The sequence below is a fragment of the Enterobacter soli genome (assembly GCF_964208575.1).
GTDB lineage: Bacteria > Pseudomonadota > Gammaproteobacteria > Enterobacterales > Enterobacteriaceae > Enterobacter > Enterobacter soli_A.
In genome coordinates this window covers 36,160-52,008 of sequence record NZ_CAXOFU010000023.1, presented here as the reverse complement: position 1 = coordinate 52,008, position 15,849 = coordinate 36,160, and the positions used below count along the sequence as shown (strand labels likewise).

At 58.0% G+C, this 15,849-nt stretch carries 16 protein-coding genes; 6 read left to right on the top strand and 10 right to left on the bottom strand.

The window, feature by feature from the left end; all coding sequences use genetic code 11:
* Positions 1–58: 58 nt before the first annotated feature.
* Entirely contained in the window at positions 59–928 is an 870-nt protein-coding gene (pldA, locus tag AB6V08_RS19675) for a phospholipase A (RefSeq protein WP_368544492.1), read from the bottom strand.
* Positions 929–1,093: 165 nt separating this feature from the next.
* Here pldA and yigI point away from each other — a divergent pair, with 165 nt between their 5' ends.
* Entirely contained in the window at positions 1,094–1,561 is a 468-nt protein-coding gene (yigI, locus tag AB6V08_RS19670) for an acyl-CoA thioesterase YigI (RefSeq protein WP_181621388.1), read from the top strand.
* Between the two features lie 51 nt (positions 1,562–1,612).
* Positions 1,613–2,509: an EamA family transporter RarD gene (gene rarD, locus AB6V08_RS19665; RefSeq protein ID WP_368544491.1), complete on the top strand. Its 897-nt coding sequence runs from the start codon at positions 1,613–1,615 to the stop codon at positions 2,507–2,509.
* 76 nt (positions 2,510–2,585) lie between these two features.
* Here the strand turns inward: rarD and corA are convergent, their stop codons facing one another.
* The 8 genes from corA to lptM all read right to left on the bottom strand — a co-directional run bounded on the left by corA (position 2,586) and on the right by lptM (position 9,514).
* Complete coding sequence (gene corA / locus AB6V08_RS19660) at positions 2,586–3,536, bottom strand: magnesium/cobalt transporter CorA (protein WP_020882881.1); 951 nt, start codon at positions 3,534–3,536, stop codon at positions 2,586–2,588.
* 149 nt (positions 3,537–3,685) lie between these two features.
* Positions 3,686–3,742, bottom strand: a complete 57-nt coding sequence (gene ysgD / locus AB6V08_RS19655) for a YsgD/CorL family protein (protein ID WP_212743980.1) — start codon at positions 3,740–3,742, stop codon at positions 3,686–3,688.
* A gap of 149 nt (positions 3,743–3,891) precedes the next feature.
* Entirely contained in the window at positions 3,892–6,054 is a 2,163-nt protein-coding gene (gene uvrD / locus AB6V08_RS19650) for a DNA helicase II (protein WP_368544490.1), read from the bottom strand.
* A 77-nt stretch (positions 6,055–6,131) separates the two neighbouring features.
* Complete coding sequence (gene yigB, locus AB6V08_RS19645) at positions 6,132–6,848, bottom strand: 5-amino-6-(5-phospho-D-ribitylamino)uracil phosphatase YigB (protein WP_368544489.1); 717 nt, start codon at positions 6,846–6,848, stop codon at positions 6,132–6,134.
* A complete protein-coding gene (xerC, locus tag AB6V08_RS19640; protein ID WP_368544488.1) occupies positions 6,848–7,750 on the bottom strand; it encodes a tyrosine recombinase XerC in 903 nt (300 codons plus the stop codon). The genes yigB and xerC overlap by 1 nt, the downstream gene beginning before the upstream one ends.
* The gene (locus AB6V08_RS19635) at positions 7,747–8,454 is read right to left on the bottom strand and encodes a DUF484 domain-containing protein (protein WP_368544487.1); all 708 of its coding nucleotides are present in this window, start codon (positions 8,452–8,454) and stop codon (positions 7,747–7,749) included. Before AB6V08_RS19635 ends, xerC begins: the two co-directional genes overlap by 4 nt.
* Positions 8,451–9,275 carry a diaminopimelate epimerase gene (gene dapF / locus AB6V08_RS19630; RefSeq protein ID WP_368544486.1) on the bottom strand — a complete coding sequence of 275 codons (825 nt, stop codon included), beginning with the start codon at positions 9,273–9,275 and terminating at the stop codon, positions 8,451–8,453. The genes AB6V08_RS19635 and dapF overlap by 4 nt, the downstream gene beginning before the upstream one ends.
* 35 nt (positions 9,276–9,310) lie before the next feature.
* Complete coding sequence (lptM, locus tag AB6V08_RS19625) at positions 9,311–9,514, bottom strand: LPS translocon maturation chaperone LptM (protein ID WP_368544485.1); 204 nt, start codon at positions 9,512–9,514, stop codon at positions 9,311–9,313.
* A 135-nt stretch (positions 9,515–9,649) separates the two neighbouring features.
* Between lptM and cyaY the strand changes: the two genes are divergently transcribed.
* Positions 9,650–9,970, top strand: a complete 321-nt coding sequence (gene cyaY / locus AB6V08_RS19620) for an iron donor protein CyaY (RefSeq protein WP_368544484.1) — start codon at positions 9,650–9,652, stop codon at positions 9,968–9,970.
* 91 nt (positions 9,971–10,061) lie between these two features.
* Here cyaY and cyaA read toward each other — a convergent pair whose 3' ends face one another.
* A complete protein-coding gene (gene cyaA, locus AB6V08_RS19615) occupies positions 10,062–12,605 on the bottom strand; it encodes a class I adenylate cyclase (RefSeq protein ID WP_368544483.1) in 2,544 nt (847 codons plus the stop codon).
* A 348-nt stretch (positions 12,606–12,953) separates the two neighbouring features.
* On the opposite strand from cyaA, the gene hemC reads away from it, so the two are divergent.
* From hemC to hemX, 3 genes are read left to right on the top strand one after another with little or no spacing between them, the layout of a single operon-like run.
* A complete protein-coding gene (gene hemC, locus AB6V08_RS19610; RefSeq protein ID WP_368544482.1) occupies positions 12,954–13,895 on the top strand; it encodes a hydroxymethylbilane synthase in 942 nt (313 codons plus the stop codon).
* Positions 13,892–14,632, top strand: coding sequence for a uroporphyrinogen-III synthase (gene hemD / locus AB6V08_RS19605; protein ID WP_368544481.1), 741 nt, complete (start codon positions 13,892–13,894; stop codon positions 14,630–14,632). The genes hemC and hemD overlap by 4 nt, the downstream gene beginning before the upstream one ends.
* A 21-nt stretch (positions 14,633–14,653) precedes the next feature.
* Positions 14,654–15,847 carry a uroporphyrinogen-III C-methyltransferase gene (hemX, locus tag AB6V08_RS19600; protein ID WP_368544480.1) on the top strand — a complete coding sequence of 398 codons (1,194 nt, stop codon included), beginning with the start codon at positions 14,654–14,656 and terminating at the stop codon, positions 15,845–15,847.
* Positions 15,848–15,849 lie beyond the last annotated feature (2 nt).

The window sequence follows — 15,849 nt, the reverse complement described above, 5'->3', positions numbered from 1 at the left end:
CTATTTTCAGCGCCTGAGAGAGAAACTTCAACGTTTAACGCAAAAACATTCGAGCGGCCTAGAAAATATCGTTCAGCATCACGCCCACGCCAACGCGGGTTTGGTTGAAGTTGTAATCGATAAGCGACTCGCCGTAGCCGCTGTAGACCTGCGTATAGATGCGCACGTGCTTCGTCATCGGGTAGCTTAAGCCCAGCTCGGCGCCGCCGTAGCCTGTGTTCCAGTTGTACTGGCCTTTGGCGCTCAGCACCGCGTCGCCCAGCTGGTAGCCGATTTTGAGCTGGTAATAACCCATGTATTTGGTGATATCCGGGTTGTCATCGGTGTCGCCCACCACGTACCACGGCTTCACTTCCACCATGAAGTTGCCGTTTTGCGCCATCAGGCGGGTGTAAAGACGGTTCCAGCTACGCGAGGTTGGGTCGGAGCGACCGTTGGAGTCGTGGTTATAACCCATCTCCACGTCGCGCAGCGTCCAGCCTGCGAACTCGTAATCCGTCGCAAAGCCGAGGAACAGCTGCGGCTCATAGTTGGTCTCACGGAACGGGGAAGATTCACCGCTGTTAGAGAGCTGCCACCAGGATTTCTGGGTATAAGAGGCACCGAACACCGAGTTTGGCCCCAGAATGCCGCGCCAGAACGGGAACGCCAGGCTAAGCTGGAACTTCACCTCGTCCTTACGCGCGTTATCAGACCAGTTATAGGAGCTTATCGCCTCTTTATTGATATCGCTGGTCTGAGTGTAAATCACGTAGTTGGTGTCGTAAGGGTAGAGCGTAAACGGATTGTCGTGCTCCTGAAGCATGTTGGCGATAATACTGCCGTGAACAGCCGGCTTATCGTGAACTTCCTTGATCGTCGCTTCCTGCGCAAATGCTGTGAAGGGCAGCGCAACCGCCGCCAGTAACCAACCCAGATACGTCCGCATTGGTGGTGTTCTCCTGAGGAAAAAAGCGTTAATGAGATAAATTGTTATGGCGAGACATTCTACAGACTTCTGCCGTAACGTCTTCATCCTGGTTTCTGAAAGTGGAAATCCTTCTGCGCGAAGCATAAAATCAACATTTCATTAACAATAAGGACGTCATTTCTCATGTCAGCCACGCTTACTGCCGAAGAAGCCTTGAAACTCGTGGGCGAGATTTTTGTGTACCACATGCCGTTTAACCGCGCGCTGGGGCTGGAGCTGGAGCGCTACGAGAAGGCCTTTGCCCAGCTCAGCTTTAACAATCAGCCGATGATGGTAGGCAACTGGGCGCAAAGCATTTTGCACGGCGGCGTGATTGCCTCGGCGCTGGACGTCGCCGCAGGGCTGGTCTGCGTGGGCAGTACGCTGACGCGTCATGACACCATCAACGAAGACGAACTGCGCCAGCGCCTGTCGCGGATGGGCACCATCGATTTGCGCGTCGACTACCTGCGCCCTGGACGGGGAAACCGCTTTACCGCCACCAGCAGCCTGCTGCGCGCGGGCAACAAAGTAGCGGTCGCCCGCGTTGAACTGCATAACGAAGAGCAGGTTTATATCGCCAGCGCAACCGCCACTTATATGGTGGGTTGAGGCGCTAAAATCGGGTAAAGTGAGTTCACTTTTTTGTAACGGATTTTCCCGATGGATGCTAAACAGACGCGGCAGGGCGTACTACTCGCTCTGGCCGCTTATTTTATTTGGGGTATCGCGCCGGCGTACTTCAAGCTAATCGCTTACGTACCGGCCGACGAGATCCTTACCCACCGCGTTATCTGGTCATTCTTCTTCATGATTGCTCTGATGAGCGTGAGCCGTCAGTGGTCCGGCGTGAAAACGCTGCTCAAAACGCCAAAGAAGATTTTCCTGCTGGCCCTTTCCGCGGTGCTGATTGGCGGTAACTGGCTGCTTTTCATTTGGGCGGTGAATAACCACCATATGCTGGAAGCCAGCCTGGGCTATTTCATTAACCCGCTGGTGAACATCGTGCTGGGGATGATTTTCCTCGGAGAGCGCTTCCGCCGCATGCAGTGGCTGGCGGTGATCCTCGCCCTGTGCGGCGTGCTGGTGCAGCTGTGGACCTTCGGCTCGCTGCCGATCATCGCGCTGGGCCTGGCGTTTAGCTTCGCGTTTTACGGGCTGGTGCGTAAGAAAATCGCCGTGGAAGCCCAGACCGGGATGCTGTTTGAAACCTTATGGCTGCTGCCGGTAGCGGCGATTTATCTCTTTGGCATCGCCGACAGCGCCACCAGCCACATGGGGCAGAACCCGATGTCGCTCAACCTGCTGCTGATTGCCGCCGGGGTTGTTACCACCATTCCGCTGCTGTGCTTTACCGGCGCGGCAACGCGCCTGCGCCTGTCAACGCTGGGCTTTTTCCAGTACATCGGGCCGACATTGATGTTCCTGCTCGCGGTGGTGTTCTACGGGGAAGTGCCGGGCGCGGATAAGATGCTGACCTTCGCGTTTATCTGGGTGGCGCTGGCGATATTTGTCGCGGATGCGATTTATACCCAGCGCAGAGTGCGCAAAGGGTTGTGATGTTGCCTAACCCTCTCCCACCGGGAGAGGGAATTCATTCGTAGGGCGGGTAAGCGCAGCGCCACCCGCCAGATTCTCAAAGCCAGTTACGACGCTTAAAGTAGAGATACGGCGCCAGCCCGGCGAGGATCATAAAGATAATCGCCCCCGGGTAACCAAAGCTCCACTTCAGCTCCGGCATAAACTCAAAGTTCATCCCATAGCTGGACGCCACCAGCGTAGGCGGCAGGAACACCACGGATACCACCGAGAAGATCTTGATGATGCGGTTCTGCTCGATGTTGATAAAGCCCATCGCCGCCTGCATCAGGAAGTTCACCTTCTGGAACAGGGATTCGTTGTGCGGCAGCAGGGATTCGATATCGCGCAGGATCTCGCGCGCCTGCTCCAGCTGACCGCCCGGCAGACGCGCTTTGCGCACCAGGAAGTTCAGCGCGCGCTGGGTATCCATCAGACACAAACGCACCTTCCAGCCGATATCTTCCAGCTCTGCCAGCGTGGAGAGCGCTTCGTCGTATTCATCACCCTGATGACCTTCCATGATGACGCGGCTCAGCTTTTCCAGATCGCTGTAGATGTTTTCGATTTCGTCCGCCAGCTGTTCGATTTTGGTTTCGAACAGGTCGAGGAGCAGCTCATAGGCGTTGCCGTCGACCATCGCCTGGCTGCGGGCGCGCATACGGTACAAGCGAAACGCGGGCAGTTCACGCTCGCGCAGGGTAAACAGGCGGCCATCGCGGATGGTAAACGCCACGGTGGAGTTACCCGCGTGATCGTCGGCATCTTCAAAGAAGAAGAAGGAGTGAATGTGCAGGCCGTCTTCGTCTTCAAAAAAACGGGCGGATGCTTCGATGTCTTCCAGTTCTGGACGGGTTGCCAGGCTTTGCCCCAGCTCGGATTGTACGCGAAGGCGTTCATCGTCGTCCGGCTCGACCAGATCCACCCATACGGCATCAATGAGGGGCTGTGACTCTTCGGCTTCAAGCCGAGTCAGTCGGTTATTTTCGAGTTGAAATGCGCTCAACATGACCGGGACTCCCAATGCAAAAAATATCGGACAGTTCGGTGGGCACACAGAAACAAATTGGGTTTCAGACCATTAAACAGCCTGACTCAGCGCGACGGGAATACAGAGTCGCTGACAACCACTAAGGCCATCAGCAAGAGGAGATAGCCTTAGGAGTTGTTCCTGGATGACAGGGAATTGAGCCAGTATCTACTGGGTGTGTCCAAGGCGAATGTCCTCTTAGCGTAATCGTGCGCGCATGTTACGCCAGCATTAACTGCGGCGTCAACACGCAACGGGACGCTGAAGACCAATAATTGACCCTCAACGTATAAGGCTAGCAGATAATTACAAAATAATGATATTTTTCTGAATGTTACACAGTTTCGAGCTTCGCGTAGGCGGCTACCAGCCATTTGATCCCCTGCCCCTGGAACGCGACCTGCAGGCGGCTGTGCTCGCCGCTGCCTTCCAGATTCACGATGGTGCCTTCGCCAAATTTCGCATGGCGCACGCGCTGGCCGAGCTTGTACCCGGTGTCGTTTTCCGACATCGGCGTGCCCATTCGCTGATGGCTAACCGGACGGCTGATGCTGGCGCGCAGACGCACCTCTTCCACGCACTCTTCCGGCAGTTCACCGATGAAGCGCGACGGGCGGTGATACACCTCTTTGCCGTACAGACGGCGGGTTTCGGCGTAGGTCAGGGTGAGCTTTTGCATTGCACGCGTCACGCCCACGTAGGCCAGACGGCGTTCTTCTTCCAGACGCCCGCCCTCGTCCAGCGACATCTGGCTCGGGAACATCCCCTCTTCCATGCCGACGATAAACACCTGCGGGAACTCCAGACCTTTGGCGGAGTGCAGGGTCATAAGCTGAACCGCGTCCTGCCAGGTGTCCGCCTGCCCTTCGCCCGCTTCCAGCGCCGCGTGGGAAAGGAACGCCTGGAGCGGCATCAAATCTTCGTCTTCTTCGTTGTAGCTGAACTGGCGCGTTGCCGTCACCAGTTCCTCTAAGTTCTCGATACGGGTCTGGCCCTTTTCGCCCTTCTCCTGCTCGTACATCATCCACAGGCCGGAATCTTTGATCACCCGGTCGGTCTGAACGTGCAGCGGCATATCGGCGGTTTCCTGCGCCAGCGCATCAATCAGCTCGATGAAACGCTGGAGCGCGCTGGCCGCGCGTCCGGCGAGGGCTTTTTCCTGTAACAGCTCGCGACACGCCTGCCAGAGCGTGAGCTGGCGATCGCGCGACGCCTGGCGCACCACGTCCAGGGTGCGGTCGCCGATGCCGCGCGTCGGGGTGTTCACCACGCGCTCGAAGGCGGCATCGTCATTGCGGTTGGCAATCAGGCGCAGATACGAGAGCGCATCCTTAATTTCCTGACGTTCGAAGAAGCGCATGCCGCCGTAAATGCGGTACGGCATACTCACCTGCAGCAGCGCCTCTTCCAGCACGCGCGACTGGGCGTTGCTGCGGTAGAGAATGGCGCACTGCTCCAGCGCGCCGCCGTTGTCCTGCCAGGTCTTGATGCGGTTAACCACGTAGCGCGCTTCGTCGAGCTCGTTGAAGGCGCAGTAAAGGGAGATCGGTTCGCCGTCGACGCCGTCGGTCCACAGCTTTTTACCCAGACGCCCGTTGTTGTTTTCAATCAGGGCGTTAGCCGCGCTCAGAATGTTGCTGGTCGAACGGTAGTTCTGCTCCAGACGGATAGTTTCAGCGCCGGGGAAATCGTTCAGGAAGCGCTGGATGTTTTCAACCTGCGCGCCGCGCCAGCCGTAGATCGACTGGTCATCATCGCCCACAATCATCACTTTGCCGGTATCGCCCGCCAGCAGGCGGATCCACGCGTACTGAATGTTGTTGGTATCCTGGAATTCGTCCACCAGAATGTTGGTGAAGCGTTCGCGGTAGTGCTGCAGAATGTGCGGCTTGTTGAGCCACAGCTCGTGGGCGCGCAGCAGCAGCTCGGCGAAGTCCACCAGCCCGGCGCGGTCGCAGGCTTCCTGATAGGCCTGATAAACCTTCTGCCAGGTTTGCTCGACCGGGTTGCCGAAGCTCTGAATGTGGTGCGGACGCAGCCCTTCGTCTTTCTGGCCGTTGATGTACCACATCGCCTGACGCGGCGGCCACTGCTTCTCGTCGAGGTTCATCGCTTTGATCAGGCGCTTAAGCAGGCGCAGCTGGTCTTCGCTGTCGAGGATCTGGAAGTCCTGCGGCAGGTTGGCGTCCATGTGGTGCGCGCGCAGCAGGCGGTGCGCCAGGCCGTGGAAGGTGCCGACCCACATGCCGCCCTGGCTGGAGCCCATCAGCTGCGCGATACGGTGGCGCATCTCCGCCGCCGCCTTATTGGTAAAGGTCACCGCCATAATGGAGTACGGCGAGCAATTTTCCACGCTTTGCAGCCAGGCGATACGGTGAACCAGCACGCGCGTCTTACCACTGCCCGCCCCAGCCAGCACCAGCAGGTTGGTACGCGATGCGGCAACCGCAGCGCGCTGATTGTCATTAAGGCTGTCGAGCAGGTAAGAAACGTCCATTGGCACCGCCACAAAAAGGGTGTCCGGCGACCGAAGGCCACCGGGCACACTGTTAATTTATACAGAAGTACTGGTGATTATATCAGCGTGGTGAGGGATGCCAACCGCGAAATTTCGATGTGCGGCAGCAGGCGGCTGTCCCGGGCCTGCATCAGATCGGCGTTTTCAGGTTTGATCCAGCAGGCCTGCATTCCACAGCGGATCGCCCCGGCAACGTCCGTTGTCAGGTCATCGCCCACGTGCAGGATCTCGCCGAGCGGCAGGTCGAGTTTTTCCGCCGCCAGATGGTACATATCGTTGAACGGCTTCGCGCGCCCGTGCGGGCCCGCGCGCAGCACGAACTCAAAATAGTCGCCGAGGCCGAAGAGCTCCGGCTGGGCGTTGCCGTTGGTGATCGCCACCAGCGGCCACTTTTCAGCCAGCGCTTTCAGGGTGTCGTGGGTTTCCTGGGGCACGTCGATGCGGCTGCGCCATTTGGCGAAGTTCTCCATCGACGCCTCAGCGCCAATGGCGGCATCACGGGCGCTCAGGCCGACGTTGAGCATCGCCTTTTCCACCGCGCGGCGGCGCCATTCCGTAACATCGTGATAAATATCCGGCTCGGTTTCCCGCAGCGCCTGGCGCAGCTTTTGGAAATCCGCGTTTTGCATCGTTTTCAGCGCAGGATGGTAGTTCTGCACAAACGCCAGCGACTCCTGCTCGGTACGCAAAATCACCGGGTGGTTGTCATAAAGAGTGTCATCCAGATCAAACGTCAACGCTGAAATCTGACCTAATGGGCGGTAAAAACGCATTATTTCCCCCGTTTGGCGCGTGGATGCGCCGCGTCGTACACCGAGGCAAGGTGTTGAAAATCAAGATGGGTATAGATTTGAGTGGTCGATAAATTGGCGTGGCCCAGCAGCTCCTGAACCCCGCGCAGGTCGCCGCTCGACTCAAGCATGTGGGTGGCAAACGAGTGGCGCAGCTTGTGCGGGTGAACGTGGCTGTTCAGCCCCTGCTTAATGCCCCACTCCGCAAAGCGCTTCTGCACGTTGCGCGCCGAAATGCGCTTGCCAAGCTTCGACAAAAACAGCGCATTCTCTTCTGCACCAAACAGCCCGCGCAGATCCAGCCAGTGCTCAATCCACGACACCGCATTGCGGCCAATCGGCAGGCGGCGCTCTTTGCTGCCCTTGCCCATCACCCACACTTCGCCGGACTCCAGATCGAGGTGTTTGAGATCGAGGTTCACCAGCTCAGACAGACGCAGGCCCGCTCCGTACATCACTTCCAGCATCGCGCGATCGCGTACCGCCAGCGGATCGTTAAGATCGATATCCAGCAGGCGATTCACGTCGTCGACGTCGATATTTTTCGGTAAATGGCGCGGGGCTTTTGGCGTGGCGATCCCTTTGGCCGGGTTGGCTTTCAATCCGCCCTGGCTGACCAGCCAGTCGAAGAAGCTGCGCAGCGCCGACAGCCTGAGCGCCAGGCTCGCCGGGCTTAACCCTTTGCGGCGGCTGCGTACCACGAAAGCCCGCACGGTGGCAGCGTCACATTGTTGCCAGCTCTTCAGGCCGATCTCGTCGGCAATCTGCATGATGGCATCAAGCTGACGCTGATAGTTAAGCAGCGTTATCGGACTAAGCTGACGCTCCACGCCGAGATAGCGCAGAAAGCGCGTCACGTCATTTGCGAGCAGGACGTCCGTCATATCCGCTCAATCCAGCGCTCCAGCAGCTCAGGCAACATCAGCGCTAACTCCTGCAGCAGGTGCGTGCCCTGCCCTTGCTCATAGTGATGCGCGTCGCGGCTGGTGAACAGCATTACGCCTAAATCACCGTCGCGCCCCATCAGGGACATCGCCACAGAGCCGATGGCTTTGGCTTCCGGCAACACCACCAGCAGCTCTGGTCCGTTTAACGGCCCAAGATAGTGGCGTTCCTGTCCAAGTCGCTGAATGCGCAGCGGTTCAAACGCCTGACGATTGATCGCCAGATGGGTGAAACCAGACGGCGCGCCAATGCGCCAGCGGTCGGGGAAGAGGCGAATTGTTGCGCCCGCCAGTCCCAGCTCGCGCGCCCAGCGGTGGAAGCGGCTGAGGAACTCTTCAAGACTGTGCGCAGAGGCCAGACGCGCCTGGAGGTGCAGCAGGCGATAGAACAGGCTTTCGTTGTTACTTGCCTGCTCCATGAGCAGCGTCATGTTCTCTTCGAGCTGGTTGATGTGGTTGCGCGAGCGCGCCATGTGCCATTCGACCAGCGACACGGACTCGCGCACCGGATGGGGCACGCGCATCTGTTCAACGATGCGCGCATTGCGGATAAAAAACTCAGGATTGTTCAGCAGGTAATCAACAACGGCTCTGTCGTCCAGCTCCGTGAGCGTTTCCTGCAGTTCTTCCCCTGGTTGTTTCATAGATGGATAAACCCGTCATAGACATGTGCCGCCGGGCCAGTCATAAAGAGTGGATGACCCGGTCCTTTCCAGGCGATATCAAGGCGACCGCCCGGCAATTCCACGCGAACCTCTTCTGCCAGTAACCCCTGAGCGATCCCCACGGCCACCGCCGCACACGCGCCGCTGCCGCAGGCCTGGGTTTCACCCGCGCCGCGTTCAAATACGCGCAGACGGATGTGTTCGCGTTTTACGACCTGCATAAAACCGATATTCGCACGCTCGGGGAAACGCTCGTGGCTCTCAAGCACCGGCCCCAGCGTTTCAACCGCGGCGGTCTCTACATTATCGACCTGAATCACGCAGTGTGGGTTACCCATAGAGACCACGCCGCACAATACTGTCTGCTCGGCCGCACGCATAATATAGGTCTTTTCCGCTTTGTTAGCGCGAAACGGCACGGCGGAAGGCTCGAAGTTGGGCTCGCCCATGTTGACGCGCACCAGCTCGTCGTCGGTGACGCTCAGTACCATGCGTCCGTTGGCGGTGCTCACGCGGATATCGCGCTTGTTGGTCAGCCCTTTCAGGCGCACAAAGCGGGCAAAACAGCGCGCGCCGTTGCCGCATTGCGACACTTCGCTGCCGTCGGCGTTGAAGATCCGGTAGTGGAAATCGAGATCGGGATCGTAGGGCGGCTCAACCACCAGCAGCTGATCGAACCCCACGCCCAGATGACGATCCGCCAGGCGGCGGATCAGCTCTGGTGAGAAAAAGACATTCTGCGTTACCGCGTCGACGACCATAAAGTCGTTGCCAAGGCCATGCATTTTTGAGAACTGCATCATTTGCTCCATTGCGCGGGTACAGAACGAAATTGTCAGATATTAACCTGAGTCGGGCCACCATCGTTGCCGCGATCGTTCGTGTCCGGCGTCGTGGATTCAATGGTGCTCGGCGCCGGTTTGGTCGGTGGCGGTGCGGTTTTATCCGCTGGCGGGAAGTAAAGCGGCCCCTTCAGCCCACAGCCGGTCAGGCTAAACAGAGTGACGAGAACGGCGAGCGTTCGAAAAGCGTTTTTCATTATAAGTTGCCCATAAGCTCAAATCTGTTTTCTATCATCGCAGGAGAAGACACAAAAGCAAGAGTTTGCCGCTTTCCTGCAACGGGAATTATTTAGCGTTATACTGCCGCCATCACGAAAAACAGGAACAAAACCATGAACGACAGTGAATTCCATCGCCTTGCCGACACCCTGTGGATGACCATCGAAGAGCGCCTGGACGACTGGGACGGCGACAGCGATATCGATTGTGAGATCAACGGCGGCGTGCTGACCCTAAGCTTCGAAAACGGCAGCAAAATCATTATTAACCGTCAGGAGCCGCTTCACCAGGTCTGGCTGGCCACCAAACAGGGCGGATACCATTTCGATCTGAAAGAAGGCGAATGGGTGTGCGACCGTAGCGGCGAAACCTTCTGGGATCTGCTGGAGCAGGCGGCGACCGCGCAGGCAGGCGAGGACGTGAGTTTCAGGTAGTTTTTGTGCCGGGTGGCGCTGCGCTTACCCGGCTTACGAGCTCAAGCTGCTGTAGGCCCGGTAAGGCGTAGCCGCCACCGGGCAAAAGGCATCAGGAGAAATACTGCTGCAACAGCGGCGCGGTATCCTGGTTGGCGGGCACCGCAGGCGCAATGGCCTGAGTACGGAACGGGATCACCTGGGCGCGGCCATCCACATTCACAATCTGGTAGAACTGCGGCAGGTTGAAGTTGATAAAGCTTGAGCCGTAGGTAAAGCGGTCGTGGGACGACGAGTAGAAGCGGCTGACGTCGCGCACCAGCTCCTCTTTACTGCCTTCACAGTGGTGATACACCTCGGCGCGGTTGGTTTCATCAAGAATATAGATATTGAAACCGGCGTCGTTACCCGACTCTTCAAAGAAGAACTGAATAATCCCTTCGCTGGCGAATCCGTCCACCACCTGCGGCAGCTTGACGTGGTTGGTTTCCACCTGCACGGACAAACCGTGCAGCTTGTTGTGTGAAATCGCGCCGTAGAACTCAATCGCGTTTTCCAGCTTCTGCACCGATACGTTCAGGCGTTCGAAGAACAGGCCCCAGGTCTGCCCGGAGACACGCAGCGCTTTGAAACGCCCGGTTTCCTGACGCGTACTGGAAAGACGCAGTTCAATGCACTCAGACACCAGCTGCTGCACGCGGGTACGAATCAGGCCGCGCAGGTGCTGGCTGTAGCAGAACACCTCCACGCTGTCCGGCGGCGCGGCGTCCTGGTGCATCTTGCCGAGAATGGTTTTCAGCGCTTCGATCATCGCCTGCTCGCCGTTAAAGTGCAGGGTACGCACTTCGTTCCACGAGTTGCGGTACAGCAGGTCAACGCTGCCCACCAGGCAGTTTTGCTGCTCGCCGAAGCTAAAGACGTCCAGCTTGCGGAAGTCAAAATGCACCACCTGATTGCGGAACGCCGCCGTCGGGTCGTACTCAAGGTTGACGATAATCGCCAGATGGCGAATTTCACACGGGCTGTAGAGCGCTTTCGGCGTCGGCGCAGGCAGGCGCAGCGGGAAGTGGTGCGACACGTCCGCGACCATCTCCTGCAGCTTCGCGAGATCGACCACCTCGTTGCCCTTGATAAACAGGCGCGTGCGGGACGTCAGCAGGCCGTTAAACCACGCCCAGGCCACCAGCTTGTTCAGATAGCGGTTATATTCCAGCGGCTGATGGCTAATAATCGAATCCATGCTTGGCGCACGGTTGTACAGATACCACCCGGTGCGGTTCGCGCGGCCCGGCGGCACGTAGATGAAGGTCAGATTCGGTTCAGACAGGTCCGGCGAAATCTGCGGGTTAACCAGCGTCACTTTACCCGGCAGCGCTTCAAACGCGGCGTACAGTTTACGGGTCAACACCCCGATATCCTGCGGGCTGGCGGAAACGCTAAGGTTGTTACGGCGCGCAAAGCGGATCAGGTTACGGTAGCTTTGCATCATCGCATCGAGCAGTTCGTTGTGCGCTTCACGCACCTGATCGATTTTCCAGTTGGCGCGGTTGTCGAGCATCGACAGGCGCTCTTCGTCCCATCCCCACTCTTTAACGAGCTGGCTGAGCACTTCACGACGCCAGCCAACGCAGGCGCGTTCGCGGCTCAGCTTTTCACAAACTTTGAGATAGAAACATCGACGCACCAGGTCAAGACGCGTGGTGTCGTCAATGGCTTTCAGGTATTCGGTGACGCGCTCCAGCATCATGCAGTACGCATCCAGCCCGAAGGAGACAATTTCCCCGTCGTGCAGGCGCTGTTTGATGTCTTTCGCCAGCAGACGCGGCGTTGGGTATTCCCAGGAGTAGGCTTCGAGCAGCAGGGTTTTCAGCACCGCTTTGTACGGCGAGTCGATACTCTTATAAAGCTGCCACAGGCTCGCGCCAAAGTACTCTTCGGCGGACAGGGAGCTAAGGCCGCCGAGATCGAGCCATTCGTTTGGCGTCAGCACGCCCTGCGAGTACAGCGACATCACGTAGTCGTCGTAATGCTCTTCTTCATCGCACGGCACCATATTCCACAGAATACGCTTCCCGGCCAGACGAACGGCGGTACGGTAAAACTCATCCAGCAACAGGATGTGCTGGGTCGAGCCGCAGTCTTCACCACCCAGACTGCCGCTTTCATTATGGCGGAAACGGTTTTCATCAATCAGGAAGAAGCTCACTTCCACGCCAAGCGAGGCCGCCCAGCTTTCCAGCAGGCTGCATTTACGCTGCAACAGCTGGCGCTCTTCGTTGTCGAGCCAGGATTGATGGCAGACCCAGATGTCCAGGTCAGAGGAACAGCTTTGTCCTACCGATGAGGTACTCCCCATAGAGTAAACGCCGGTGATCGGCAGTTCGCCTTTTGGCGATTCCTGCGGCGGCATTCCGCGGTAGAGTTCCAGCTCGTTCAGATAGTGCTGTTGGGTTTCATCAGGCGTGAAAAGGCAAATGCCCTGGGGAACGTTACCATCGAGGTATCCCGGCATCAGCGGATGGTGATAGTGCAATAATGTCGGCAGAAGACTGTAAACCTGTTGGAAAGCAGGTCCCATGGCAGCAAGCGCGCGATCCACACGCAGTTGATTTATGGCATCCAGTCTCTGTTTCAGAGTCTCAATATAGAGGTACAAGACGTATCGCCTGATGTTTCCGGGAGTCGCAAACTATTCCTGAATCGAATAATGGCTAGCCCGCAGTATTTCAAAAAGATAACCGTTACCCTTTTTCGCCCTTATCTTTATGGTGGTACAGACGAAAAAATGGGCTAAAACGTGATCAATTTAACACCTTGCCGATTGACCGTAAAGAAAGATGCGCTACATACAAGTGTAGCACCGTTCTGTACGTGTAAATTCCTGAATACGGCTGTGGCTGACGAAACCGCCGCCCTGTCCCTCTCCGCTTCATCAACCGTAAAACTGCCATCCGAGTGTCAACAATGTTAGGATGGTTAGTGATTGATAATGACGGTAACAAGCATGTTAGACAATGTTTTGAGAATTGCCACACGCCAAAGCCCACTCGCGCTATGGCAGGCACAATATGTTAAGCAGCGCCTTGAAGCCTGCCACGGCGGATTGCGCGTCGAGCTGGTGCCTATGGTGACGCGCGGTGACGTGATCCTTGACACCCCTCTGGCGAAAGTGGGCGGAAAAGGCTTGTTTGTCAAAGAGCTCGAACTGGCATTGCTTGAAGATCGCGCCGATATCGCCGTGCATTCCATGAAGGATGTGCCCGTGGAGTTCCCGGAAGGGCTGGGGCTGGTGACCATTTGCGAGCGCGAAGATCCGCGCGACGCGTTTGTCTCAAACCAGTACGACTCCCTCGACGCGCTGCCGGCGGGCAGCGTGGTTGGCACGTCAAGTTTACGCCGCCAGTGTCAGCTGGCAGAACGTCGCCCGGACCTTGTGATTCGTTCCCTTCGCGGCAACGTCGGCACGCGTCTGAGCAAGCTGGATAACGGCGATTACGACGCCATTATCCTCGCGGTTGCGGGCCTGAAGCGCCTGGGGCTGGAGTCACGTATTCGCTTCGCCATGCCGCCCGAGCTGTCATTGCCCGCCGTAGGCCAGGGCGCCGTCGGCATTGAGTGTCGTCTGGATGACGCGCGCACCCGCGCGCTGCTCGCGCCGCTCAATCATGACGACACCGCCACGCGCGTAAAAGCCGAGCGCGCGATGAATACCCGCCTCGAAGGTGGCTGCCAGGTGCCAATTGGCAGCTATGCTGAATTAACCGATGGTGAACTGTGGCTGCGCGCGTTAGTGGGCGCACCGGACGGTTCGCAGATGGTGCGCGGCGAGCGTCGCGGTAAGCCGCAGGACGCCGAGCAGCTTGGCGTATCGCTGGCCGAAGAGTTACTCGACAACGGCGCGCGCGAAATTCTGGCAGACGTTTATAACGGAGAACCCCCTGAATGAGTATTCTTGTCACCCGCCCTTCTCCCGCAGGAGAGCAGTTAGTGAGCCGTCTGCGCGCACTGGGGCAGGTGGCCTGGAGTTTTCCGTTAATTGAATTCTCCCCCGGTCGGGAGCTGCCCTCGCTCGTCGACCAGATGAATACCCTGCAGGAAGGCGATCTGCTCTTTGCCCTGTCGCAGCATGCGGTGGAATTTGCCCACGCGCAGCTGCAGCAGGCAGGGCAAAGCTGGCCAACGCTGCCCCACTATTTCGCCATCGGGCGTACCACCGCGCTGGCCCTGCATACCGTAAGCGGGATAAATATACGCTACCCGTTAGATCGGGAAATTAGCGAAGTCTTGCTACAATTACCTGAATTACAAACCATTGCCGGAAAGCGCGCGCTGGTTTTACGCGGCAACGGCGGGCGCGAACTGCTCGGCGAAACCCTGCGTGAGCGCGGCGCTGACGTGACGTTCTGCGAATGCTACCAGCGCAACGCAAAACACTATGATGGCGCGCAAGAGGCGATGCGCTGGCACATGCGCGGCGTGAACACGCTGGTGGTCACCAGCGGCGAAATGCTGCAACAGCTGTGGTCGCTCATTCCGCAATGGTATCGCGAAAACTGGTTACTCCGCTGTCGGCTTCTGGTCGTCAGTGAGCGTCTGGCGAACCACGCCCGGGAACTGGGCTGGCAAGATATTCGGATCGCTGATAACGCCGACAACGATGCGCTGCTGCGCGCATTACAATAACTCTCAGAATGGGAAGCCATAATGACGGAACACGAAAAATCCTCCGCCGTGGTTGAAGAGACCAGGGAGACTGTGGATCTGACGCCACAGCCAGAAACGACTGAGAATACCGTTGAGAAGAAAAACGGCAGCAACAAAACCAGCCTCGCGCTCAGCGCGATTGCCATCGCCATTGCGCTGGCGGCAGGGGTGGGTCTTTACGGTCTGGTGAAACAGCAGGGCACCAACCAGACGGCCACCAGCGATGCGCTGGTCAACCAGCTTACCGCTCTGCAAAAAGCGCAAGAAACGCAGAAAACCGAGCTTGAAGGCATTATCAAACAGCAGGCCACCGCCCTGGCGGACGCCAACAGCAAGCAGGAAGAGCTGACCAAACAGCTGGATGAAGTGCAGCAGAAAGTGGCGACCATTTCCGGCACCGATGCCAAAACCTGGCTGCTCTCGCAGGCCGATTTCCTGGTGAAGCTCGCCGGGCGTAAGCTGTGGAGCGATCAGGACGTCACCACCGCCGCCGCGCTGCTGAAAAGCGCCGACGCGAGCCTGGCCGACATGAACGACCCGAGCCTGATTACCGCGCGTCGCGCCATCACCGAAGATATCGCCAGCCTCTCGGCGGTATCGCAGGTGGATTACGACGGCATCATCCTCAAGGTGAATCAGCTTTCAAACCAGATTGATAACCTGCAGCTCGCCGATAACAACGACGACGACTCCCCGATGGACTCCGACGGCACCGAGCTCTCCAGCTCCCTGAGCGAGTGGCGCATCAACCTGCAAAAAAGCTGGCAGAACTTTATGGACAGCTTCATCACCGTTCGCCGTCGTGATGAAACCGCCGTCCCGCTGCTGGCCCCGAACCAGGACGTTTACCTGCGCGAGAACATCCGCTCACGTCTGCTGGTCGCCGCGCAGGCGGTGCCGCGCCATCAGGAAGAGACTTACAAGCAGGCGCTGGATAATGTCTCTACGTGGGTACGCGCTTACTACAACACCGATGACGCCACCACCACGGCGTTCCTCGAAGACATCGATAAGCTCACCCAGCAGAACATCACCATGAACGTGCCGGATAAACTGACCAGCCAGCCGATTCTGGAAAAGCTGATGCAGACCCGCGTGCGTAACCTGCTGGCGCAGCCTGGCGTTCCGGCTGAACCGACTGCACCGGCTCCTGCCGCCGCGCCCGCGCCTGAAAGCGCACCACAGGGAGAGTGATC

What these genes read in the sequence shown, in the direction of transcription:
- pldA (WP_368544492.1), bottom strand. Translation starts at nt 928, where the DNA reads ATGCGGACGTATCTGGGTTGGTTACTGGCGGCGGTTGCGCTGCCCTTC.
- yigI (WP_181621388.1), top strand. Translation starts at nt 1,094, where the DNA reads ATGTCAGCCACGCTTACTGCCGAAGAAGCCTTGAAACTCGTGGGCGAG.
- rarD (WP_368544491.1), top strand. Translation starts at nt 1,613, where the DNA reads ATGGATGCTAAACAGACGCGGCAGGGCGTACTACTCGCTCTGGCCGCT.
- corA (WP_020882881.1), bottom strand. Translation starts at nt 3,536, where the DNA reads ATGTTGAGCGCATTTCAACTCGAAAATAACCGACTGACTCGGCTTGAA.
- uvrD (WP_368544490.1), bottom strand. Translation starts at nt 6,054, where the DNA reads ATGGACGTTTCTTACCTGCTCGACAGCCTTAATGACAATCAGCGCGCT.
- yigB (WP_368544489.1), bottom strand. Translation starts at nt 6,848, where the DNA reads ATGCGTTTTTACCGCCCATTAGGTCAGATTTCAGCGTTGACGTTTGAT.
- xerC (WP_368544488.1), bottom strand. Translation starts at nt 7,750, where the DNA reads ATGACGGACGTCCTGCTCGCAAATGACGTGACGCGCTTTCTGCGCTAT.
- AB6V08_RS19635 (WP_368544487.1), bottom strand. Translation starts at nt 8,454, where the DNA reads ATGAAACAACCAGGGGAAGAACTGCAGGAAACGCTCACGGAGCTGGAC.
- dapF (WP_368544486.1), bottom strand. Translation starts at nt 9,275, where the DNA reads ATGCAGTTCTCAAAAATGCATGGCCTTGGCAACGACTTTATGGTCGTC.
- lptM (WP_368544485.1), bottom strand. Translation starts at nt 9,514, where the DNA reads ATGAAAAACGCTTTTCGAACGCTCGCCGTTCTCGTCACTCTGTTTAGC.
- cyaY (WP_368544484.1), top strand. Translation starts at nt 9,650, where the DNA reads ATGAACGACAGTGAATTCCATCGCCTTGCCGACACCCTGTGGATGACC.
- hemC (WP_368544482.1), top strand. Translation starts at nt 12,954, where the DNA reads ATGTTAGACAATGTTTTGAGAATTGCCACACGCCAAAGCCCACTCGCG.
- hemD (WP_368544481.1), top strand. Translation starts at nt 13,892, where the DNA reads ATGAGTATTCTTGTCACCCGCCCTTCTCCCGCAGGAGAGCAGTTAGTG.
- hemX (WP_368544480.1), top strand. Translation starts at nt 14,654, where the DNA reads ATGACGGAACACGAAAAATCCTCCGCCGTGGTTGAAGAGACCAGGGAG.